Origin of the sequence: Chryseobacterium salipaludis, from assembly GCF_022968825.1 — a bacterium.
GTDB lineage: Bacteria > Bacteroidota > Bacteroidia > Flavobacteriales > Weeksellaceae > Kaistella > Kaistella salipaludis.
Genome location: NZ_JALHKS010000003.1, coordinates 66,604 through 88,089, shown reverse-complemented (window position 1 = coordinate 88,089; position 21,486 = coordinate 66,604). Strand labels below are relative to the sequence as shown.

Below are 21,486 nucleotides of genomic sequence, written 5' to 3'. Positions count from 1 at the left end.
TTTTAATGGATATTCTACAAATTTAATATAATTTTTCAATTTAAAAACATTTCCGGTATTTTTGCCAAAATTAATCATGAAAAGAGAAATAAGAACGACTTCTGACGGTAGTAACACGCTATATATCAGTGATTTAAAGGAAAGCTATCATTCGCATCACGGCGCCGTACAGGAAGCAAAACACGTCTTTATCGAAAATGGATTAAAACAAATATATAATTCGCAAATTAATATTCTTGAACTGGGTTTCGGTACAGGATTGAATGTTTTAGTTACTATTGATGAATTTATTAAAACTGACAAATGTCATGTTTGCTACTACGCAACGATTGAAAAATATCCGGTAACGGAGGAAGAAGTTGCCAGTCTGGGATACGCAGCATTATTTGAAAACGAAGAGATGCGTTCTATATTCAGGAGAATCCACGAATGTGAATGGAATGAATTCACAGAGATAGTTCCGGGCTTTTTTCTCCGGAAAATCCAAGGTGACTTTCATGAACTTCATCAACTGGGCATCGAACCGGTCGACCTTGTTTACTTTGATTGTTTTGGCTCAAGGGTACAACCTGACCTGTGGGAAAGGGATTTGTTTATGAAGGTTAGTAACCTCATGCGCTCCGGCGGCCTTTTGACAACCTATGCCTCCAAAGGTTCTGTGCGCAGACTTCTGCAGGAGCTTGGTTTTAAAGTTGAAAAAAAACAGGGCCCACCCGGAAAGCGCGAAATGATCAATGCAACCAAACTGTAAGCAGCAAACCTTTTTTATTAACTTTGTTGTTCACCCGACAGAAATATGATCGATAAAATAAACGTTAGAATCTACGCAACCATTGTTAAAAACGGCCATGTGCTGGCTTTAAAAGAGGAATATGCCGGCGAACAACTTCTGAAATTTCCCGGCGGCGGACTGGAGTTTAACGAAGGAGTACTGGACTGCCTGCACCGCGAATTAGGAGAAGAGCTGAATGTGAAAATTGAAAACCTGGCGCATTTTCATACGCAGGAAGATTTGGTGCTATCCCGGTTTCGTGAAAATGAACAGCTGCTGAGCATTTATTACACGGCGGACATTGTAGATGAAACCGAATTGCTCATTATGGACCCTTGCATTGAAAAAGCCGAATGGGTTCCCCTCAATGCTGAAGAGAACCCATTCCCGTTACCCGTTGATCAGGTCGTGTTCCGAAAACTTGTGGAAACTTTTTTATAAAATATCGTTGAGGACTTTAGCCAGTCGTAAACCGCCGTACAACAACTGTCTTTCGAGCAGCGGCTCAAATTTGTAATTATACTCGTAGGCGTAGCTAGCACCTTCCTGTGATTCGCGGTAGATGCGGTTGGCTTGCTGGTGACTGTCGTGCAACCAGTCCTCCAGTGTTCCAGACTGTATTTGTTTTATCTCTTCCTTAGATTTAACATCCAGTACGCGCGCAAATTCCGTATAACTGTATTTTTGGAAATCGACCAGTTTGGAGTCCCAGAGCGAGTGCAGATTTGTATTGTCACCAAAGAACTTTACTTTAATCTTATTTCCGCCCAGGTCTTCGAAGCGGCCCAGATGAAGTGGCTGTGCCATATCTCCCATCAGGTGAATAACGAAACGCAGGGCAATCTCGCGATCCCGGGCAGAAGTTTTCTTATCCTTGATCTGCTCAGAAAGTACTTTAATCTGCGTATAGATATTCGGACCTGCCTGTGCTAAAAGTGCTTCACGGACTTTCTGGAAATTCGGCTGCGGATCCACGTTGATGTAGTGCCACTGCTGTGTTTCTTTCCACACGCCGGTAGTATCAGCTTTGATGAAATCCGGCCAATTGGACCAATACGCCAGTTTCTGATCGCCAATGATTTTTTTCAAATGACGCTTCGCCTTCGGTGTGAGGTGATTTTCGGCAATTTCTGCCACAACGCGATGCCCGGTCGTTCCCCACGAGTATCCAAAATTAAAGCATAAAAGCGCCAGCAGGACTGCTGCGTTTTTCAGAGTTTGTTTCATTCTATTTTTTGCTGCCAAAGGTAAGATATCCCGGATACGGTTGCAAGTAGCCACTGTTCCAATTGCTTTGCAGCAAGGACTCAATAAACAGATCGGTGCGGTCTGCGTGCGGATCATAAGGCTGCTTAATATCCACATCGGCAATATTTCCTTTCACATTCCACCAAAAGGCGCTCCAACCGCCACGTAGTTCACGAATGATTTCGTACACCGTTTTTCCAGTTGCGCGGTTCATCAGTTTGGCAAAAACGCGCCCTTCCGACGTGGTGAGATCACGCAGCTGTTTTTCATATTCCGCGGCGAGCTGCTGTTGGCGGTCGCTTACATATTTGCGCTGCTCTTTTTTATCCAGTGTAGCCAACTCGTCCTCAATTTCGCGGTATTGTTCGAGCGCAGTTAAAAACAAAGGATAAACGCGGTTGAGCTTTTTATTTAAAAAGAAATAATAATTCTGGTCAAGTTGGTTATTAAAACGGGGCTTGCTTCGGAGGATCAGTTCATCCATCACTACTACATTTTCCCCGTCGATTTCATATATCCTGGCTTTCTGTGCCTGGTCATAGTAATATTTATTACCCATTTCGTCTCTTTTCAGCAGTTCCGGCGGATACTGACTGATGGGTCTGGCAATTACTGAATCTTGCTGCGCCGCCGCCCAAAGACAGGCAAAAACGGCTACCACAAAAAGTGGTTTCTTAAAATTCATTATTTTTACGTTCTGATAAATTGGGAGTTACCCTAACAAAAATTATACCTTTTTTTTATGAAATTTAAAGATACTTCACTGCAATTCTTAGAGCAGTATTTAAATACGGCGTCGCCAACGGGATATGAGCATGAAGGGCAGAAAATATGGATGGATTATCTGCGTCCGTTTGTAGATACTATTGAAGTCGATAACTACGGGACCTGCTACGGAATCATAAACCCTGAAGCAGCATTTAAAGTGGTGATTGAAGCGCATGCCGATGAGATCTCCTGGTACGTAAATTATATTACCGATGATGGTTTGATCTACGTCATTCGCAATGGTGGTTCGGATCACATGATTGCGCCCTCCAAAGTTGTAAATCTGCATGGCGAAAAAGGAATAGTTAAAGGCGTGTTCGGCTGGCCGGCCATTCATACGCGCGGCGCGGGCTCTGACAAACCAGTTCCTAAAATTGAAAATATATTTATTGACTGTGGCGCAACCTCTAAAGAAGAAGTAGAAGAACTGGGCGTTCACGTGGGCACCATGATTACCTACCCTGACCAGTTTTTTGAACTGAATGACCGATATTTTGTTTCGCGTGCCCTCGATAACCGGATCGGTGGTTTTATGATTGCCGAAGTAGCAAGGCTTTTAAAGGAACACGGTAAAAAACTTCATTTCGGCCTCTATATCACAAACTCCGTTCAGGAGGAAGTTGGATTATACGGGGCGGACATGATTGCTGATACCATTAAACCCAACATTGCAATCGTCACCGATGTTACGCATGACACCAGCACACCAATGATTGAAAAAAAGAAAGAAGGTGATCAAAAATGCGGCAATGGACCGGTTGTATTTTATGCCCCTTCTGTGCACCATACCATCCGCGAATTGATTGTGGACGCAGCCAAAGAAAACAACATTCCTTTCCAGCGAGCCGCCGCAAGCCGGGCAACCGGTACGGACACGGATGCTTTTGCTCATTCCAACGGTGGTGTTCCGTCTGCTCTTATCTCCTTGCCGTTAAGATACATGCACACTACGGTGGAGATGGTTTCCAAAAAAGATGTTTCGCATGTGATCGATTTGATTTATCAGACGGTTTTAAAAATTCAGCCGGACATGAAACTTAAATATCATTAATAAAGTATAATAAAAAGTAAGAATGAAAACAAAATTAATCGCTCCTTCCCTGCTCTCTGCGGACTTCGGGCATTTGCAGCGCGACATTGAGATGCTCAACCGATCGCAGGCAGACTGGCTGCACATCGATGTGATGGACGGATGCTTTGTACCGAACATTTCTTTTGGTTTCCCGGTGATGAAAACCGTGCAGCAGCATAGCACCAAATTTAAGGATGTGCACCTTATGATTGTGGAGCCTGAGAAATATGTGGAGCAGTTTGTGCAGGCCGGTGCTGATTTGGTCTCGGTGCATTATGAAGCGTGCACGCATTTGCACCGAACCATTACGCAGATTCAGCAGAAAGGTGCGAAAGCTGGCGTGGTTTTAAATCCGGCCACACCTGTCCTGTTATTGGAAGATATCATCAACGAAGTGGACCTGGTATTGCTGATGAGTGTGAATCCCGGCTTTGGCGGACAAACCTTTATTGAAAACACCTACCGCAAGATTTCGCAAACGAAGGATTTAATTCTGGCAAATAATGCAACAGCGCTGATCCAGGTGGATGGCGGTGTGAATACGGAAAATGCGGGTAAACTTTTTGACGCGGGTGCTGATGTATTGGTAGCCGGCAATGCTGTTTTCAGTTCTGCGGACCCGGAGCGGACCATTGAACTGCTTAAACTTTAAAAAACAAATAAACCCCGCCAGCAAGCGGGGTTTGTTTTTATCTCGTTGATTTTCTTTATTTAGAAAACCTCGCGGCCGGCAAAATGGAAGTCAGCTTCAATTTTGGCATTCTCGTCAGAGTCTGAACCGTGCACTGCGTTCTCGCCCAGGCTTCTGGCAAACATTTTACGGATTGTTCCTTCTGCAGCTTCCGCCGGATTGGTCGCGCCGATCAGTTTACGGAAATCTTCTACGGCATTGTCTTTTTCCAGAACGGCTGCGACAATAGGTCCGGAGCTCATGAAATCCACAAGTTCACCATAGAAAGGACGCTCAGCATGTACTTCGTAAAATTTCTTTGCATCAGCCACCGTTAGCTGCGTAAGCTTCATCGCTTTAATTTTAAAACCTGCTTCAGAAATTTTTCCGAGGATTGCACCAATATGCCCGTCTGCCACTGCATCCGGCTTAATCATGGTGAATGTAATATTACCTGACATAAATCGTATTTTTTAGTGGTGCGAAAATACAAAAACTTTTATATATTTGTCTTGAAATTCTCAATGAGAACGGCCGGATTTCATTTGGCACAGAACTTGTAAATCTGATTTACGATTCTCATGTTTAATTTGAGTTTTCATGGTTATTAGTTTTTACCCAGCCTCGGCTGGGTTTTTTTATACCATGTTTTGCTCTTCAGTTTCTTCCATAAGTTTCAGATAGGTCAGATAGCGGCTCTCCTCTATCGCGCCGGTTTGCAGTCCCGCAAGCACGGCACATTTCGGTTCGTTCAGATGGAGACAATTGTGAAACTTACAGCTTCTGCCGGTGGCAAAAATTTCAGGAAAGAAATGCTGAATATCTTCCTTTTCCATATCGATCATTCCAAATTCGCGGACCCCCGGCGTATCGATAACGCTGCCGCCAAAAGACCAGAAATGCATTTGGGCGAAAGTGGTTGTATGCTTCCCTTTCAGATGCGTTTCGGAAATTTCAGAGGTTCTTAAATTAAGATCGGGTTGCAAGGCATTTACCAGCGTAGATTTGCCGCTGCCGGAATGGCCAAAAAAGACACTGACCTGATCTTTTAATAAATCACGCAGCGCCTCCAGATTCTGACCACTGTAGGAAGAAATGAGCAGGCACTGATAGCCGATTTGCTCGTACATGAGTTTTAAACTTTCACAAATTTCAGTTTCTTCCGCAAAAAGCAAATCTGTCTTATTAAAAAGAATAACCGGACGTATCGAATAGGCTTCGCAGCAGGCCAGGAAGCGGTCCAGAAAACCAAGTGAAGTTTCAGGATGTTTAAGGGTGAAGATGAAACACGCCACATCAATATTGGACGCGATGATATGGGCTTCTTTACTTAAATTAACAGATTTGCGGATCAGGTAATTTCTGCGGGGTTCAATCTTTGTGATCCAGGCAATATCATCCTTTTCCAGACTAAACTGCACGTGATCACCTACAGCGAGCGGATTCGTGAGGCGGGTTTTCAGTAATTTAAATTTTCCGCGAATGCGCGCTTCGTAAATCTGCTGCGATTCCTGCTCCAGCACCTGATACCAGCTCCCTGTAGATTTAATGATCAGTCCCTGCACTACTAAATATTATTCTGAACTTCAATAGATTCCTCGTGGATTGCCTTAAAGATGCGCTCGATGAATTCTGCAGACATACCGGATTCATCAGCTTTTGCATTAGCGTATTCGGTAATCACTCTCCAGCGGTCTGGCTGGAAGATCGCAATATTATTCTTCTTTTTCAGTGTTCCGATTTTTTCTGAAATTTTCATTCGCTGGGACAATAGGTCAATCAGCTGAAAATCGAGATCAGAAATAAAAGTACGGTGGCGGCCCATTTCATCATCAAATTGGGAAATATCCTGCGTACGGATCTGCAGATTATTGATCATGGAACCCAGCACCTCCGGCGTGATTTGCTGTGCAGCATCACTCCAGGCTTCGTCCGGCTGGTAATGAGTTTCAATCATCATTCCCTCATAGCCCACGTTGAGCGCTTCCTGTGCTACTGCTGCTAAACCGGTGCGGTTCCCGCAAATGTGGGAGGGATCTACCAGCATGGGAATATTAGGAAATTCGTTTTTAAAATCAAGCGCAATCTGCCAGTTCGGGATATTGCGGTATTTCGTTTTTTGGTAATTAGAGAAACCACGGTGAATAACCCCGAGGTTATGAATATCCTGGCCCAGAAGTCTTTCCAGTGCGCCGATCCACAAGGGTAAATCCGGATTCACGGGATTTTTAACGAGCACCGGCTTATCGGTTCCTTTCAGCGCGACGGCGATTTCCTGCACCGTAAAAGGGTTCACTGTACTGCGTGCGCCAATCCACAAAATATCAATATCGGCAGCCAAGGCTTCTTCCACGTGGTAGGCATTTGCCACTTCCGTCGCCGTTTTAAAGCCGTACTCTTCTTTTACCTTCTGCAGCCATTTCAAGCCGATCGCTCCTACACCTTCGAAACCGTTGGGTTTCGTTCTGGGTTTCCATATCCCCGCGCGATAGACAGGCACCGGCAGATTATTTTCTTTAATAAGACGCGCGGTTTCCATCATTTGCGTTTCGCTTTCAGCGCTACATGGTCCGGCAATAATCAGCGGTTGCGGAAACTGGTTGATCCAGTTGTTTTCAAGGGTTTTCAAGTCCATCACGATAAAATATGGGTGTAAAATTTAGTTAAAGTCGAATTTAAAGTATTCATCCAGTTCTTTAAGAACCGGATTTATTTCAACAAATTTATCAAAAATCTTTCGCTTGGTCATGACTTCGCGCTTCATTGTTACATCAAGTTTATATTCCGTCTTAATGTTAAAATGATTCACCTTATGCATGAAGTGATTGAAAAACTCAGCGCGCACCTTGTCAAACTCAGTGCGGGCTGATTCAGATGGGTAGGTGACTTCCACGGTATCCTCACCTTTTTTGTTGAGCTGAAAGGAGCTGATGGCATTAAACACCAATACTTCTTCCTGCTGCAGTTTTCGCAGAAACAATTGCCATTCCTTGTGCAAATCGGTTTCGCTCCAGTGCGAACTCGGCAAAACCTTCGTTTCGACCAGAACGTTTTCTTCAGGCTTTTTCTCTGATTTTTTCAGAGCAGCGGTAATGCTAAAGCCTGAGCTGCTTCTTCTTGTTCCAATCGGCGCCGTTGTTTTAATCTCGGGCGTTGCTGCTTCTTTAAGCGGCTCAAAAGTTTTTTTTGCATCAAGCTTGGGAGCTGGTTCTGCAATGACCTGCGCTGCCGGTCGGGTAACTTTTGCCTTTTCATCGCCGGTCAGTTTAGCCGGCGGTAAAATCAGGAACTTTTTTTTTTAAGCGCGTTTTCTCCTGCCGCTGTCAGTGAACAGAGTTGCATGAGTGCAATTTCCACCGTCAGCCGCGGGTTTTTAGATGATTTGTAATTAATATCGGCATGGTTACAGATTTCCACTGCATCCACCAACTGCTGTGGTGTCCATCTCGCGCTTTCTTCACGGAAACGCTGCTTCGTATGCTCGCTGGCTTCAATGAGTGAGAGAGTCTGCGGGTGTTGCGACATCATCAGATCACGGAAATGGCTGCCCATTCCACCGATAAAAATGTGCGGGCTGAAACCGCGACGGATAATTTCGTCCAAAGAAACCAAAGCTTCACTTATTTTATTATCAAAACAAAGTGAGGCCATATTGAGGTATTGCTCGTAATCCAGAACATTCAGCACCTCGGCGGCCTTGGCCATGGTAATGTTTCGCTGGCAAAAAGTTGCCAGGCGATCAAAAATGGAAAGCGCATCCCGAAGTGCGCCGTCTGCTTTCTGGGCAATTAAATATAATGCGTCATCTTCGTAGGAAATCCCCTCCTTTTCTGCAATCTTCTTTAAATGCTGCTGGATATCCTCGATCGTAATTCTTTTAAAATCAAAAATCTGACATCTGGATAAAATCGTCGGAATGATTTTGTGCTTTTCTGTAGTGGCGAGAATAAAAATTGCGTGTGCCGGTGGTTCCTCCAGGGTTTTCAGGAAAGCATTGAAGGCCGCCTGCGAAAGCATATGCACCTCATCAATAATATAAATCTTGTATTTCCCGACCTGCGGACCGAAACGAATCTGATCGGTGAGTTCCCGGATATTATCTACCGAGTTATTGGAAGCTGCATCCAGCTCGAAAATATTATAGCTGAAATTGTCTTCCGAAGTAGATCCGTCGCGCTCATTAATCTTGCGCGCCAGAATGCGGGCGCAGGTCGTTTTACCCACACCGCGCGGGCCGCAGAATAGCAACGCTTGTGCCAACTGATTTTCAGCAATGGCATGCTCCAGCGTATCCGTAATGTGCGATTGGCCAACGACCGTATCAAACTCCTGAGGACGATATTTGCGGGCAGAAACTACAAAATTTTCCATTGGTCAAAAGTACGGAATTAAATCAAAAATAAAAGGAAAAACCGATGACTGCCCTTCTGTATGAACTGCAATCACCGGTTTAAATTAAAGTGTATAATCCTTAAGCCGAACCTCCTTCTTCCAGGATTTCTTTTTGCTGATATTCCTGCACAAGATCAATCGCATTTGCCACCACATCACTTAAAGCAGTAATAAAAGTGCCTTCCTCAGCCATGCTTATGGCATGTTTCAGTGCTTCGGTTTCCTTGGGAATATTTTCATAGTGAACATTTCGGCCCGCTTCCAGAATTCCGGCGATCAGCAACTCATTAATTTCCTCCTCCGTTCTCCCACGCAGATGCCGCTCATTTCGGATGATAATGTGATCAAACATGCGACCGGCAATCTTGCCGCATTCTTTAATGTCGCTATCCCGGCGGTCTCCAACACCGGAAATAATTCCTATTTTTTTGGTCGCTTCCACATTTTTCAGATAATCCTCAATGGCCTCATAACTGGCCGGATTATGCGCAAAGTCAATAAGCACTTTAAACTTCTTGAATTTAAAAACATTGAGCCTGCCGGGTGTGAGCATGGGGCTTGGAATAAAAGTGCGGAGTGAATTAGCAATATCCTCAATTCCGAAACCATAAAGGTACGCAGCCAGCGATGCCGCCAAGACATTGGCGACCATGAACTTCGCTTTTCCATCCATCGTGATCGGGATATTGTTGGCTTTCGCAATCCGGATTTTCCAATCGCCTTTTTTAATGGTGATAAAACCTTCCTCGAAAACGCAGCATATTTTTCCTTCCCTGGAGAATTTTTTAATGTGCGGATTGTTTTCATCAAGGCTGAAAATAGCCACTCTTGCATCGAGGTCATTCAGAAGTTTCATGGAATATTCATCTTCAGCGTTGAGAATATTCCAACCGTCTTTTTTCACCGCATCCAGCACAACTCTTTTAACTCGGGTAAGATCCTTAAGACTGTGGATATCGCTCAGACCCAAATGATCTTCTTTAATATTGGTCAGAACACCGATATCGCATGAACTGAAACCCAGGCCGGAGCGCAAAATTCCCCCGCGCGCAGTTTCCAGCACGGCAAATTCCACAGTTGGATCCTTCAATACAAATTCCGCTGACAAAGGACCGGTTGTATCCCCTTTGCTCAGCATCGTATTTTGAATATAGATTCCATCTGAGGTGGTGAATCCCACACGGTAGCCATTGCTTTTGACGATATGGGCAATTAATCTGGTGGTCGTAGTCTTACCATTGGTTCCGGTAACAGCGATAATGGGAATGGTGGCCGGTTTGCCCGGTGGATATAACATATCAACTACAGGCGCTGCAACATTCCGCGGCAGACCTTCTCCGGGCGCGAGATGCATCCTGAAGCCGGGCGCGGCATTTACTTCCAAGATGGCGCCACCGCTTTCTTTTAAAGGTTGGGTCAGGTTTTCAGCGATAATATCAATACCGCATACATCCAGTCCCACAATACGGGAGACACGTTCCGCCAGCGTTATATTTTCCGGATGCACGAGATCTGTAACATCAATAGAAGTTCCGCCGGTCGATAAATTGGCAGTGGATTTTAAATAAATAATTTCACCGCTTTTTGGTACTGACTCTAAAGTGTACTTAAGGTTTTGCAGCAGCGCGTGGGTATCCTTATCAACGATTATTTCCGTCAAGACATTTTCATGGCCGAAACCGCGGCGCGGATCCTGATTCTCCTTATCGATCAATTCCTGAATAGTGAGCTTTCCGTTTCCGATCACGTGTGCCGGAACGCGTCGTGCGGCTGCTACCATTTTGTTATCAATCACCAAAACACGGAAGTCGTAGCCTGAAATATATCTTTCTATAATAACCTTTTCGGAAAACTTCTGCGCAAACTCAAGTCCTTGCAAAGCCGTTTCGTAATCCTGGATATTAATCGTAGAACCTTTACCATGATTACCATACAGCGGTTTCAGAACAATCGGAAAACCGAGTTCTTCGACCTTTTTTTTAAGGCCGGCTTCATCCGAGATTACGGTTCCGCCGGGCACAGGAATAGCTGCGTCGGTCAGCATTTTTTTTGTAAGCTCTTTATTACAGGCAATTTCCACTGCAATAGAACTGGTTTTGCCGGTAATGGTGGCCTGGAAACGCTGCTGGTTTACACCATAGCCCAATTGCACCAGAGAATTCTTGCCCAGGCGAATCCACGGAATTCTTCTGGCAACTGCTTCCTGAACAATGCTTCCGGTGGAAGGCCCCAGTCGTTCTTTTTCGCGGATCTCACGCAGTTGCTGTAGGCAGGCATCAATGTCATAAGGTTCGCCCGCGATCAGCGCTTCGGCAATTGCCACTGATTCTTCGGCGGCAAATACGCCGCAGTTTTCTTCAAGATAACTGAAAACGACATTATAAGTGCCCGGCGTTTTGGTTTCTCTGGTACGACCAAAACCAGTGTCCATACCCGCAAGTGTCTGTATTTCCAGGGCAATGTGTTCAATGACGTGGCCCATCCAGGTGCCCATCTCTACCCGTTGAAAAAAGCCGCCTTCGACGCCTTCCGAGCAGCGATGCGTGTGCAGCGAAGGAATCAGAGCTTCCAGCCGTTCGCGGAAGCCATCAATCTTGTTGGTCGGCAGTTGTTCAACCTCCTCGAGGTTCAGCCGCATCTGTACCAGCTTCTGCCGGCGAATACTCCAGATGTTCGGTCCCCGTAAAACTTGTATTTTTTCAATTTTCATATAGTAATGTAATCTTTATTTGAAGTCGCGAATCTTGATTTACGTAAAGATAAGCGAATTGCTGAAAATTTTTATAAATAAATTTATTTAAGGTTAAGTTTTCCTCCTGCTGATAGCATTTTACGGACCACTCTTACATTCTGGAAGCAGAATTGTATCTCCCTGAGCTAAATATATTTTTTAATTTTGCATTTATGGAAGCAGTTGGAAAACTTATGATCATCGGGGGAGCCGTAAACAAAGGCAGCTTTTCGGAGGTCGACTACGATAATAACATAGAGAAAAACCTCAACTTTTTCGAACGCGGAATCCTGCGGAAGATGATAAATGAGAGCCGCCTGAAAGAAGACAGCGTTATTGAAATTATCACCACCGCCTCGCAAATCCCGCAGATTGTCGGACCGGAATATAAGAAAGCTTTCGAGTTTCTCGGTGCTAAAAATGTGAACATACTGGATATCACCAACCGCGAACAGGCCAACAGTGATGCCATCACGGCGCGTGCAGCCGCAGCAGACGTAGTTATGTTTACCGGCGGTGACCAACTGCGATTAACTTCCATTCTGGGAGGCAGCCGCTTTCATGATATCATCCTCATGAAATATCTCAAAGAAGATTTTATTTATGCAGGAACTTCTGCCGGTGCCGCAGCATCTTCTGAAAATATGATTTATCAGGGTTCCAGCGGTGAAGCGCTGCTGAAAGGCGAAATTAAAACCACCCAGGGATTAGGTTTTATTGAAAACGTAATTGTAGATACCCATTTTGTGCAACGCGGCAGAATTGGCCGGTTATTTCAGGCGGTGGTGAACAATCCGCGCACGCTCGGAATCGGTCTGGGTGAAGACACCGGCTTGTATATCTATAAAGATATTATGACTGCTATTGGCTCCGGCCTTGTTATTTTAGTGGATGGACGTTTCATTAAAGATACGAACCTGACCAACGTAGAATTAGGAAAACCTATTTCAATTGATAATCTGACGGTGCATGTGATGTCGCAAAATGACTTTTTTGATTTAAAGACCAAAGAACTCACGATTGTCAATAGCCAGTATAAGGCAGTGCCACAGGAAGTCAATTAAAGAAAGTTTAAAATGAAAGTTATTATACACGGAGGATTTTTCTCCGAGAGCGAACAGTCGCATGAGGTCAAAGTGGCAAAACAAAACGCACTAAAATCAATTGCTGAAAAAACACATGCATATTTAAAAAATCATACCGCAGAAGAAACTGTGGTCTATGGTGTAAAACTGCTGGAAGACGATGAACTTTTTAATGCGGGAACCGGTTCTCAGATACAAAGCGATGGCAGAATCAGGATGAGCGCAGCGCTGATGAACGGAGAAACCCAGCGTTTCAGCGGGGTGATGAACGTGGAGCATGTTCGCAACCCGATTGAGCTGGCTCTTGCTCTAAAAAATGAAGATGACCGTGTTTTGGGTGATTCAGGCGCATGTTTGTATGCCCAGCAGCATGGCTTTGAAAAATATTCGCCGGAAACCGAACAGCGTCGCCGGGAATTTGAAGAAAAGAAAGCCAACGGTGGCAAAGGCACCGTAGGATGCGTCGCGCTGGATGCGAATGGCAAATTAGCTGCCGCCACCAGCACAGGCGGAAAAGGTTTTGAATTGCCGGGCCGGATTTCGGACTCCGCTACAGTCGCAGGAAATTTTGCCAATGCACACTGTGCCGTAAGTTGTACCGGTGTAGGTGAAGATATCGTGAGCAATGCAACGGCTGCTAAAATCGTGACCCGCGTAACGGATGGAATGTCGCTTTCGGCCGCGTTTGAAAAAACATTTTCCGAATTAAAGGAAATCAATGGATTTGCGGGCGCAATTGCGATTGACAGAAACGGCAATATCTTCCATCAGGACTCTGAACCCACCATGGTCTACGCTTCTTTCGATGGCGACCAGTTTAATATTTTTGAGTAAAAAGCCGAAGCGTTTCCCAACAAAAATTAGCTTCGCACTCTTTTTGCTACTATAGTTTCTATTAAATTAAACTATTATGAAAAAGCTATTATTCGCCGCACTGTTCGGTTCTGTATTTCTGTTCAGCTGCGCGCAAAAAGAAGAAAAACGCGAGGAATTTAAAGCAGAACACGACAAGGATTTTAAAAGAAACGCCGGTGTGGATTCGGCTGCTTTATACGATGAGGAAAAGCTGGATTCACTGCAAACCCAGCCTTAGAAAAAGAATGCGACTCAAACGAGCCGCATTTTTTATTTTAATAATTAAATAATACAGAGCCCCAGGTAAAACCGCTGCCAAAAGCAGACAGCAGTACAAGATCTCCTCTTTTGATTTTTCCCTGGTCGATCGCTTCGCTCAGCGCAATAGGAATGGATGCCGCCGTCGTATTTCCGTATCGCTGAATATTATTGAAAACTTTCTCTTCCGGCAGCTGCAACCGTTGCTGAATGAACTGCGCAATCCGGAGGTTTGCCTGATGCGGAATGAACATATCCAGATCTTCAATAGTCTTTCCGGCAGCCTGCAGGGCTTCCATCATCGTTTCAGGAAAACGGGTCACTGCGTGTTTAAAAACAAAGTTGCCGTTCATTTTCGGGTAGATTTCCTCATCGGTGATCTGATCCGGCTCTTTCGCCAGGCGATCACTCCAGCCATATTTGGAACCCGGAAATTTGGTGCAGAGTTCGTCCGCATATTTACCTTCCGAGTGCATATTGGTATTTAAAATATTGCCGCTGCTTTCTTCATCGGAAGCCGAAAGCACCACAGCCCCTGCCCCATCACCGAAAATCACAGAAACGCCGCGCCCGGCATCGGAAAAGTCCAGGCCAAAAGAATGAATTTCAGCGCCCACTACCAAGATGTTTTTATACTGACCTGATTTAATAAAGGCATTGGCCACGCCCATCGCGTACACAAAACCGGAACACTGATTGCGCACATCCAGCGCGCCGATATTTCCGCAACCGAGCATTTCCTGGAGCAATACGCCGCACCCCGGGAAATAATAGTCCGGCGAAAGCGTGGCAAACACGATATAATCAATATCCTTCGCTGTTAAGCCCGCACTGGCAATTGCTTTCTCTGCTGCTTTAAAGCCTAAATATGCTGTTGTTTCTTCGCTGTCATTTCGGTTTTTGCGGTGATGCCGCTGTTTGATGCCGGTACGCTCGGTGATCCATTCGTCACTGGTTGTCATGAGCTTCGCCAGATCATCGTTAGTGACAATATTTTCCGGTACATAATGGCCGTGTCCGGAAATGGTACTTTTTATCATGTGATGGTATTTTTAACAAAGATAAAATATATTTAGCCATACATAAGATCGAAAGAATGATGCATTAAAAAAAGTATTTTTGCAGTATGCCCATTATAAATATCTACAGTTCTGCCGGTTGTGAATGGATTGATGTGCGCAGCGCCTCTGCGGATGATCTCGCTTTTATTCAGCATAAATATAACATTAATCCGCTGCTCCTGGAAGATACGCTGGACGCGAATCACCTGCCTAAATACGAAACCGACGGCGAGGTACGGTTTTTCCTGATGCGCGAAAACACCAAATCAGAACGCGACAATCTGAACACAATTTCCGACGTTTCCACCAAACTCGGCGTTTTTCTCACGGGCAATACCATCATCACGATTCACCGGATGCGTAATGCCAGTATTACCGAAATGAAAGCGGAAATCGCAGACAATCGCTACCCTGCAATTACACGGGACGAAATTGCACTGCAGCTGGCCTTAAAAGTTTTAAAATCTTTCGATGAAGAATCGCAGCGCCTGCTCACACTTATGGATGAAATTGAAACGGAAGTGTTCCTGAATAAAATTAATAAAACGGATCACATTAAAAGGCTGTACCGCCTGAAAAGGAAAGCGGGCCTGAATGCCAGAATTTTGTCCATTTCGCATACGTGGGTCGATAAGTTTTGTCAGCTCAAGCTGGAAGAAGTTGCTGTTACTGATTTAAAGGACAAACAGCGCGACGTGATCGGCGATTTCGATCACCTGACTGTACAGGTTTCCAACTTAATATCGATGTTTCTGGCATTAAGTGATCAGCGTGCAAATCAGGTGATGAAAATGCTGGCAATTTACTCGATGTACTTTTTCCCGATTACCTTTATTGCGGGAATTTACGGGATGAATTTTGACGCGATGCCGGAACTACATACAAAATATGGTTATTACATTACACTTGCAGTGATGGGAATTATTTCGCTCATCACATTTTTATACGTGCGAAGAAAAGGATGGTAAAACAAAATCCGGCCAGCAGCCGGATTTTTATATTTTAAAAGTTTAACAATCGGATTTCGATACGCCTGTTTTGCGCCAGACATTCTTCGGATTCATCTTCGTCACATATTGGATATTGAGAACCGTAGCCTTCCGCTTCGATGCGGTCTGCGGCAATTCCTGCTTCCAATAACTTCAACTTAACTGCCTGCGCGCGAAGGTTAGAAAGTTTCATATTGCTTTCCTCGCTGCCAGTTTCATCTGTATAGCCGCCAACTTTGATTTTCGCCGTCGGGTAATCGTTGAGGATCTGCGCCAGATTATCCAACTGTTTTTCTGCACCGGGCTTCAGGTCGCTGCTGCCGCTCATGAAATGGATGTTTTCTACTGTATACCACTGGTTTGGTTCCAGCATGCGCTTATCCTGCAACTTCAGACTGTTGTAAAACTCATACAGCTGACTGTTTTCACCGATCGCAATATTTTTGTTACTTAGTCGAATTTCCTGAATGTTTCCGGTATCATATACGTAATCCCCCTCTTCATTAAGGTTCCCGATTGCGACCACCGGTGTGCTCACGGCACTTCCTTCCGCCGGAAGCATCACTTCCCCTGGTACATTAACCAAGCGACCTAATCTTTCCATACGTTCTGTTTCAATTTTATCTTTATGCATCACTGCCAGGGTCGGCGCGATCACAAGCGAAACAATGGACATTAACTTAATTAAAATATTCATGGACGGTCCGGAAGTATCCTTAAAAGGGTCACCCACCGTATCACCTGTCACAGAGGCTTTATGCGGATCAGAACCTTTATAATAAGTCTGACCGTTAATATCAACACCTTTTTCGAATGATTTTTTTGCGTTATCCCACGCGCCGCCGGCATTATTCTGGAAAATGCCCATGAGCACACCCGCCACGGTAGCACCGGCCAGAAATCCGCCAAGTACTTCGGGACCGAAAATAAAACCAATAAGCAGCGGTGAAGCTAAAGCAATGGCACCCGGCAATATCATTTTCCGGATAGAAGCATCGGTGGAGATGGCAACACATTTCTCATATTCCGGAACCGCATTACCTTCCAGAATGCCCGGGATCTCGCGGAACTGGCGACGTACTTCCTCAACCATAGCCATCGCTGCCTGACCTACTGCGGTAATCGCCAGAGAAGAGAAAATGAAAGGAATCATAGCGCCGATGAAAAGCCCTGCCAGCACATCTGCTTTGTAAATATCTATACCATCAATGCCGGCAATGCCAACGAAAGCAGCGAAAAGTGCTAAAGCGGTTAGCGCGGCAGACGCGATCGCAAATCCTTTACCGGTGGCCGCAGTAGTATTTCCAACGGCATCCAAAATATCTGTACGCTCGCGCACTTCCTTGGGCATTTCGCTCATCTCGGCGATACCGCCGGCATTATCTGCAATTGGCCCAAAGGCATCAATGGCAAGCTGCATAGCAGTGGTCGCCATCATTCCGGCTGCAGCAATCGCTACACCGTAGAGTCCGGCACATAAATAAGATCCATAAATTCCGCCCGCCAGCACCAGAATAGGCAACAACGTGGATTCCATCCCAACAGAAAGGCCGCCGATAATATTGGTGGCATGCCCGGTGGAGGACTGTCGGATAATATTTTTAACAGGCCTTTTGCCCATCGCGGTATAATACTCGGTGATGATACTCATTAAAGTTCCTACTAAAAGACCCACGATAATGGCGCCGAAGACGCCCATTTTTGTAAAGGCAAACCCACGAAGTTCCATGGTGTCCGGCAATAAATAAGTAACCAGGAAATAGGACGAGATGGCAGTCAGGATAATGCTGCCCCAGTTGCCGAAGTTTAAGGCGTTCTGAACCGGCGAGGTATCCAGCTCATTGGTTTCGGCAATCTTCACAAACAAAGTTCCGACTATAGAATAGATAATTCCCGTTCCCGCGATCAGCATCGGCAATAAAATAGGTGCGAATCCGCCAAAGGCATCCTGAGAAATCGTTTCGCGGCCCAGTACCATAGTCGCTAATACGGTGGCTACATAAGAACCGAAAAGGTCAGCGCCCATTCCCGCTACGTCGCCCACATTATCACCCACATTGTCTGCAATGGTAGCAGGATTGCGCGGATCGTCTTCCGGAATTCCCGCTTCAACTTTCCCGACAAGGTCAGCACCGACATCCGCGGCCTTGGTATAAATCCCGCCACCTACTCTGGCGAATAAGGCAATGGATTCTGCCCCGAGTGAAAAACCAGTCAGAATTTCAACGGTCCGCTCCATTTCCACCGAATCGACCGGTGCGCCGCTAGCGAATATTTGTTTAATGATAAGGTATAGCGCACCCAGCCCAAGAACAGCGAGGCCTGCGACACCCATTCCCATTACGGAACCGCCCGTAAAAGAGACTTTGAGTGCCTTCGCCAGCGAAGTTTTAGCGGCTTCTGCTGTGCGGACATTGGCCTGCGTGGCAATTCGCATTCCGATAAAACCGGCCGCGGCGGACATTACAGCGCCGAGCACAAATGAAAGACCAATGGTCCAGTGCGAGTTGGTGTTGGAGGCGCCCATCACGGCGAGCAGGATGGCAGCGATGATAACAAAATACAGCATCATTCTGTACTCTGCCCGGAGAAAGGCCATGGCGCCATCGGCGATGTGACCACTGATTTCGCGCATTCGGTCGGAACCGCTTTCCTGCCGTGCGACCCAGCGGCTCTGTACAAAAGTGTACACCAGTGCGAGAATACCAAAGATTGGTACGAGAACAAATAATTCCATAGGCGTTTTTTTTAATTTGGTGTTAAAATGATAACTAAAGTACATAAAATAGTGGAATTATGATATGCCTAAAATAAAAAGAGCAGCTGCCTTTAACCGGCAACTGCTCTTTATTAACTATTATAGCAAGATTATCCGCCAAATTTATTGGCATAGTCTTTCTGGGAAGCTTTCACAACTGCCATTGCATGTTCGGCACCGTATACTTCCTGAATGTGGCACTTTGCGGGCTCATCCGGCAGGTTTTTGTAGGTAAGGAAATAGTGCATCAGTCTCTTCACTTCTGCCTGGGGCAATTCGTTGATATCGCGGAAGTGGCCAAATGCGTGATCACCTTTCATGACGGCAACAATTTTATCATCAGCTTCACCTTTGTCGATCATCTTAAAACCACCAATAGGAATAGCTTCCAGCAGCATTCCGCCGGCGTGGATGCTGTGTGAACTGAGTACACAGATATCCAGCGGATCCAAATCGCCTGTATTAACGTCAGTTGCACCGCTTTCCAAGGCCAGTTTCAAAACTTCATCGTGGCAATACGTGCGCGGCACAAAACCGTACAAAGCCGGAATAATATTGGAAAACTGCTGAGGGCGGTCCACCTTCAGGTAGCCGCTTTGCTTATCAACTTCATATTTAATGGTATCGCTCGGAACAATTTCCACAAAAACATTAACCACGCGTGGTGCTTCTTCTCCGGCGGAAATCCCGTGCCAAGGATGTGCTTTAAAATTAGGTATCATTTATATAGTTTAATTTACAATCATGTTTTCTTTTCTTAAAAAATCGATCGCCGCGGCAAGGTAATCCTCTCCTTCCATATACTTCATAAGCAGCACCGTTTTGTACTCCTGCAAAGTGCTGTTCTCATTCAGCGTATCGTAGGTGGAATGCAACAGGTGCAATATATTCTCTTTCGATGCAACCACTGATTCCCAGGACTTTTTGGACAGATATAATTGCTGCGCCGCATTATAATCAAACTCCTGGGTGATGGCTTTTTCCGTCAGAAAGACAAACTCGTGAACGGCCAGATCTTCACCGAATCTTTTGATGAGTTGAGCAGGTTTAATCCTGTCCAAAAACAAAATCATCCGCTCATATGCCTGAATACGCTGTGCAGACTGCCCTTTCACAGAGAGCAGGCTGATTTCCTGTTTTTTAAATTTCAGGTAGTTGTACACGAACTGCCGTACATACACAAGAAAGGGCACGGCGATCAACAGTGCAAAAGCATACGGAAAATACGATGATTCTATCATTTTTTAAGAGTGTACAAAAGTACGAATTTTACCGCTTTAAAAGGAGATTTAGCAGTAATTCTTTCTTAGTGTAACGAAGGACAGGATACGGCTGGCAAACGGAACCAAAGCTTTTGAAAAAGCTTTCTACTCCCGGCAGGACGCTGCCCATGAAATTAAAGGTATGGGTGGCCGAATACTGTTGCAGCAACATATCAATGATAAAGGCGGACCCGTTATGTTTCCTGTTTTCTTCACTGTCCATGAGACTTAAAAGAAAAACAGTATCAGCTGTAACCACAAGGGTTGCTGCAGCAATTATTTTGTCCTCGTGAAGAGCAGCGACCGTACGAAGGAGCGAAATATTCTGAAGATAGTGAAGATATTTTTTAAGTTTTAATTTATCTTTTTGCTTTGCAAGACCCTTAAAGTTTAGCTCAATAAATGGCAATGCTTGACTTAACTTTACTTCTTTAAAACATAAATGCTGCGCTTTCTTCACCGCTGATTTTCTGCCTTTGTAATATAGTTTCCTTATTTGATTATAGTCACCGGCAGGAATACTATAATTTCTTTTAGATTCTAAATCAAGAATCTGATTGCTGTGATGAAAAGCATAATAAACAATACGGAATTTCTCTTTTAATGCCTTAAAAAAAAGTAATTCGATCTCGGGATTTGGTTTTGGTCCCGAGACTCCCAGCTGCTGACAAAAAAGCGGCATGATTGCCCACTGAATAAAGTATTTCCTGACAACCGGCACCGGCATGACATATTCATAATCGCCATATATCAGCAGTTCCCACCGCGGCGACAAATGATCAAGGATATCCTGTCGCGCATAAAAATTTTGTTGACTGGAATTTGCCAGACAAGTGTTATACTTTGAAAAATTTATTTCGTGATGCTTTAATCGGCGAATCATAGCAACCCTTCATCTGCAAAACTCAGGTAGGCAGTTTGTGTAATAATAAGATGGTCGAGCAGCTGAATATTCAGCAGCTTCCCGGCTTCCTGAATTTGTTTGGTTATTTTTAAATCTTCAGCGCTGGGTTTCAAATTTCCGGACGGATGGTTATGTGAGATAATTAAACCGGTAGCGAGATGTTCCAAAGCGGTTTTAAACAAAATCCGGATATCCACCACCGACTGATTGATCCCGCCTGAAAATAATCTGCTTTTATAAATGATTTTATTGCTTTGGTTTAAAAATACAGCCCAGAATTCCTCCGTACGCAAATCAGCCAAATGTGCGGCTAATACCCGGTAGGTATCCTGACTGCAAGTTACCTGAATACGCTCCGGGACTTCCTGCGCGGCACGCCGGCGGCCGATTTCTAACGCAGCGGCCACAGAAACTGCCTTAGCAGGGCCTACTCCTTTAAACTTGGATAAATCAGAAATCTGCAGCAACGAAAGCTGGTGCCAGTTATAATCGACCGACTGCAAAAGCTCGCGCGCCAGCTCGACTGCCGATTGCTCCCGCGAACCGCTGCCCAGAATAATCGCCAGAAGTTCCGCGTCGGATAAAGCAGCTCTGCCCTTCAGCAAAAACTTTTCGCGCGGACGGTCATCTTCAGCTAAAAATTTGATGGACATAGCGGGCA

22 protein-coding genes are annotated in these 21,486 nt (G+C 45.1%); 8 read left to right on the top strand and 14 right to left on the bottom strand.

Annotated features, from left to right (window positions below; all coding sequences use genetic code 11):
- Positions 1 to 76: 76 nt before the first annotated feature.
- Together mnmC2 and MVI27_RS05910 are read left to right on the top strand one after the other, a co-directional pair.
- Positions 77 to 751, top strand: coding sequence for a tRNA (5-methylaminomethyl-2-thiouridine)(34)-methyltransferase MnmC2 (mnmC2, locus tag MVI27_RS05915; protein WP_246959888.1), 675 nt, complete (start codon positions 77 to 79; stop codon positions 749 to 751).
- A 45-nt stretch (positions 752 to 796) separates the two neighbouring features.
- Entirely contained in the window at positions 797 to 1,213 is a 417-nt protein-coding gene (locus MVI27_RS05910) for an NUDIX hydrolase (protein ID WP_246959887.1), read from the top strand.
- Here the strand turns inward: MVI27_RS05910 and MVI27_RS05905 are convergent.
- The gene (locus MVI27_RS05905; protein ID WP_246959886.1) at positions 1,208 to 1,999 is read right to left on the bottom strand and encodes a S1/P1 nuclease; all 792 of its coding nucleotides are present in this window, start codon (positions 1,997 to 1,999) and stop codon (positions 1,208 to 1,210) included. The genes MVI27_RS05910 and MVI27_RS05905 overlap by 6 nt on opposite strands.
- A 1-nt stretch (position 2,000) precedes the next feature.
- Positions 2,001 to 2,705 (bottom strand): DUF4294 domain-containing protein, encoded by a 705-nt coding sequence (locus tag MVI27_RS05900; protein WP_246959885.1) that lies wholly within the window; start codon positions 2,703 to 2,705, stop codon positions 2,001 to 2,003.
- Between the two features lie 57 nt (positions 2,706 to 2,762).
- Between MVI27_RS05900 and MVI27_RS05895 the strand changes: the two genes are divergently transcribed.
- Both MVI27_RS05895 and rpe read left to right on the top strand, forming a co-directional pair.
- The gene (locus tag MVI27_RS05895; protein ID WP_246959884.1) at positions 2,763 to 3,839 is read left to right on the top strand and encodes a M42 family metallopeptidase; all 1,077 of its coding nucleotides are present in this window, start codon (positions 2,763 to 2,765) and stop codon (positions 3,837 to 3,839) included.
- A gap of 22 nt (positions 3,840 to 3,861) precedes the next feature.
- A complete protein-coding gene (rpe, locus tag MVI27_RS05890; RefSeq protein ID WP_246959883.1) occupies positions 3,862 to 4,512 on the top strand; it encodes a ribulose-phosphate 3-epimerase in 651 nt (216 codons plus the stop codon).
- A 59-nt stretch (positions 4,513 to 4,571) separates the two neighbouring features.
- On the opposite strand, the gene MVI27_RS05885 is transcribed toward rpe, so the two are convergent.
- The 6 genes from MVI27_RS05885 to cphA all read right to left on the bottom strand — a co-directional run bounded on the left by MVI27_RS05885 (position 4,572) and on the right by cphA (position 11,632).
- Entirely contained in the window at positions 4,572 to 4,991 is a 420-nt protein-coding gene (locus MVI27_RS05885; RefSeq protein ID WP_246959882.1) for a nucleoside-diphosphate kinase, read from the bottom strand.
- Between the two features lie 177 nt (positions 4,992 to 5,168).
- A complete protein-coding gene (rsgA, locus tag MVI27_RS05880) occupies positions 5,169 to 6,095 on the bottom strand; it encodes a ribosome small subunit-dependent GTPase A (RefSeq protein ID WP_246959881.1) in 927 nt (308 codons plus the stop codon).
- Between the two features lie 2 nt (positions 6,096 to 6,097).
- Positions 6,098 to 7,165 carry a chorismate mutase gene (locus tag MVI27_RS05875; RefSeq protein WP_246959880.1) on the bottom strand — a complete coding sequence of 356 codons (1,068 nt, stop codon included), beginning with the start codon at positions 7,163 to 7,165 and terminating at the stop codon, positions 6,098 to 6,100.
- Between the two features lie 24 nt (positions 7,166 to 7,189).
- Complete coding sequence (locus MVI27_RS05870; protein WP_246959879.1) at positions 7,190 to 7,558, bottom strand: hypothetical protein; 369 nt, start codon at positions 7,556 to 7,558, stop codon at positions 7,190 to 7,192.
- Positions 7,559 to 7,812: 254 nt separating this feature from the next.
- On the bottom strand, positions 7,813 to 8,901 hold the full coding sequence (gene dnaX, locus MVI27_RS05865; protein ID WP_246959878.1) for a DNA polymerase III subunit gamma/tau: 1,089 nt from the start codon (positions 8,899 to 8,901) through the stop codon (positions 7,813 to 7,815).
- A gap of 100 nt (positions 8,902 to 9,001) precedes the next feature.
- Positions 9,002 to 11,632, bottom strand: coding sequence for a cyanophycin synthetase (gene cphA, locus MVI27_RS05860; protein WP_246959877.1), 2,631 nt, complete (start codon positions 11,630 to 11,632; stop codon positions 9,002 to 9,004).
- A 194-nt stretch (positions 11,633 to 11,826) separates the two neighbouring features.
- On the opposite strand from cphA, the gene MVI27_RS05855 reads away from it, so the two are divergent.
- The 3 genes from MVI27_RS05855 (at position 11,827) to MVI27_RS05845 (ending at position 13,831) form a co-directional block, all read left to right on the top strand.
- The gene (locus MVI27_RS05855) at positions 11,827 to 12,717 is read left to right on the top strand and encodes a cyanophycinase (protein WP_246959876.1); all 891 of its coding nucleotides are present in this window, start codon (positions 11,827 to 11,829) and stop codon (positions 12,715 to 12,717) included.
- 12 nt (positions 12,718 to 12,729) lie between these two features.
- On the top strand, positions 12,730 to 13,572 hold the full coding sequence (locus MVI27_RS05850; RefSeq protein ID WP_246959875.1) for an isoaspartyl peptidase/L-asparaginase: 843 nt from the start codon (positions 12,730 to 12,732) through the stop codon (positions 13,570 to 13,572).
- A 76-nt stretch (positions 13,573 to 13,648) separates the two neighbouring features.
- A complete protein-coding gene (locus MVI27_RS05845) occupies positions 13,649 to 13,831 on the top strand; it encodes a hypothetical protein (RefSeq protein WP_246959874.1) in 183 nt (60 codons plus the stop codon).
- Positions 13,832 to 13,868: 37 nt separating this feature from the next.
- Here MVI27_RS05845 and MVI27_RS05840 read toward each other — a convergent pair whose 3' ends face one another.
- The gene (locus tag MVI27_RS05840; protein ID WP_246959873.1) at positions 13,869 to 14,891 is read right to left on the bottom strand and encodes a 3-oxoacyl-ACP synthase III family protein; all 1,023 of its coding nucleotides are present in this window, start codon (positions 14,889 to 14,891) and stop codon (positions 13,869 to 13,871) included.
- 86 nt (positions 14,892 to 14,977) lie between these two features.
- Between MVI27_RS05840 and MVI27_RS05835 the strand changes: the two genes are divergently transcribed.
- Positions 14,978 to 15,880, top strand: a complete 903-nt coding sequence (locus tag MVI27_RS05835; protein WP_246959872.1) for a CorA family divalent cation transporter — start codon at positions 14,978 to 14,980, stop codon at positions 15,878 to 15,880.
- A gap of 34 nt (positions 15,881 to 15,914) precedes the next feature.
- On the opposite strand, the gene MVI27_RS05830 is transcribed toward MVI27_RS05835, so the two are convergent.
- The 5 genes from MVI27_RS05830 to radC form a co-directional block, all read right to left on the bottom strand.
- Positions 15,915 to 18,638, bottom strand: a complete 2,724-nt coding sequence (locus MVI27_RS05830; RefSeq protein WP_246959871.1) for a sodium-translocating pyrophosphatase — start codon at positions 18,636 to 18,638, stop codon at positions 15,915 to 15,917.
- 131 nt (positions 18,639 to 18,769) lie between these two features.
- A complete protein-coding gene (locus tag MVI27_RS05825) occupies positions 18,770 to 19,381 on the bottom strand; it encodes an inorganic pyrophosphatase (protein WP_246959870.1) in 612 nt (203 codons plus the stop codon).
- 9 nt (positions 19,382 to 19,390) lie between these two features.
- On the bottom strand, positions 19,391 to 19,900 hold the full coding sequence (locus tag MVI27_RS05820; protein WP_246959869.1) for a DUF7935 family protein: 510 nt from the start codon (positions 19,898 to 19,900) through the stop codon (positions 19,391 to 19,393).
- A gap of 28 nt (positions 19,901 to 19,928) precedes the next feature.
- On the bottom strand, positions 19,929 to 20,804 hold the full coding sequence (locus MVI27_RS05815; RefSeq protein WP_246959868.1) for a hypothetical protein: 876 nt from the start codon (positions 20,802 to 20,804) through the stop codon (positions 19,929 to 19,931).
- Positions 20,801 to 21,478: a RadC family protein gene (gene radC / locus MVI27_RS05810; protein WP_246959867.1), complete on the bottom strand. Its 678-nt coding sequence runs from the start codon at positions 21,476 to 21,478 to the stop codon at positions 20,801 to 20,803. The genes MVI27_RS05815 and radC overlap by 4 nt, the downstream gene beginning before the upstream one ends.
- Between the last annotated feature and the right edge of the window lie 8 nt (positions 21,479 to 21,486).

What these genes read in the sequence shown, in the direction of transcription:
- mnmC2 (WP_246959888.1), top strand. Translation starts at nt 77, where the DNA reads ATGAAAAGAGAAATAAGAACGACTTCTGACGGTAGTAACACGCTATAT.
- MVI27_RS05910 (WP_246959887.1), top strand. Translation starts at nt 797, where the DNA reads ATGATCGATAAAATAAACGTTAGAATCTACGCAACCATTGTTAAAAAC.
- MVI27_RS05905 (WP_246959886.1), bottom strand. Translation starts at nt 1,999, where the DNA reads ATGAAACAAACTCTGAAAAACGCAGCAGTCCTGCTGGCGCTTTTATGC.
- MVI27_RS05900 (WP_246959885.1), bottom strand. Translation starts at nt 2,705, where the DNA reads ATGAATTTTAAGAAACCACTTTTTGTGGTAGCCGTTTTTGCCTGTCTT.
- MVI27_RS05895 (WP_246959884.1), top strand. Translation starts at nt 2,763, where the DNA reads ATGAAATTTAAAGATACTTCACTGCAATTCTTAGAGCAGTATTTAAAT.
- rpe (WP_246959883.1), top strand. Translation starts at nt 3,862, where the DNA reads ATGAAAACAAAATTAATCGCTCCTTCCCTGCTCTCTGCGGACTTCGGG.
- MVI27_RS05885 (WP_246959882.1), bottom strand. Translation starts at nt 4,991, where the DNA reads ATGTCAGGTAATATTACATTCACCATGATTAAGCCGGATGCAGTGGCA.
- MVI27_RS05875 (WP_246959880.1), bottom strand. Translation starts at nt 7,165, where the DNA reads ATGGACTTGAAAACCCTTGAAAACAACTGGATCAACCAGTTTCCGCAA.
- dnaX (WP_246959878.1), bottom strand. Translation starts at nt 8,901, where the DNA reads ATGGAAAATTTTGTAGTTTCTGCCCGCAAATATCGTCCTCAGGAGTTT.
- cphA (WP_246959877.1), bottom strand. Translation starts at nt 11,632, where the DNA reads ATGAAAATTGAAAAAATACAAGTTTTACGGGGACCGAACATCTGGAGT.
- MVI27_RS05855 (WP_246959876.1), top strand. Translation starts at nt 11,827, where the DNA reads ATGGAAGCAGTTGGAAAACTTATGATCATCGGGGGAGCCGTAAACAAA.
- MVI27_RS05850 (WP_246959875.1), top strand. Translation starts at nt 12,730, where the DNA reads ATGAAAGTTATTATACACGGAGGATTTTTCTCCGAGAGCGAACAGTCG.
- MVI27_RS05845 (WP_246959874.1), top strand. Translation starts at nt 13,649, where the DNA reads ATGAAAAAGCTATTATTCGCCGCACTGTTCGGTTCTGTATTTCTGTTC.
- MVI27_RS05840 (WP_246959873.1), bottom strand. Translation starts at nt 14,891, where the DNA reads ATGATAAAAAGTACCATTTCCGGACACGGCCATTATGTACCGGAAAAT.
- MVI27_RS05835 (WP_246959872.1), top strand. Translation starts at nt 14,978, where the DNA reads ATGCCCATTATAAATATCTACAGTTCTGCCGGTTGTGAATGGATTGAT.
- MVI27_RS05830 (WP_246959871.1), bottom strand. Translation starts at nt 18,638, where the DNA reads ATGGAATTATTTGTTCTCGTACCAATCTTTGGTATTCTCGCACTGGTG.
- MVI27_RS05825 (WP_246959870.1), bottom strand. Translation starts at nt 19,381, where the DNA reads ATGATACCTAATTTTAAAGCACATCCTTGGCACGGGATTTCCGCCGGA.
- MVI27_RS05820 (WP_246959869.1), bottom strand. Translation starts at nt 19,900, where the DNA reads ATGATAGAATCATCGTATTTTCCGTATGCTTTTGCACTGTTGATCGCC.
- MVI27_RS05815 (WP_246959868.1), bottom strand. Translation starts at nt 20,804, where the DNA reads ATGATTCGCCGATTAAAGCATCACGAAATAAATTTTTCAAAGTATAAC.
- radC (WP_246959867.1), bottom strand. Translation starts at nt 21,478, where the DNA reads ATGTCCATCAAATTTTTAGCTGAAGATGACCGTCCGCGCGAAAAGTTT.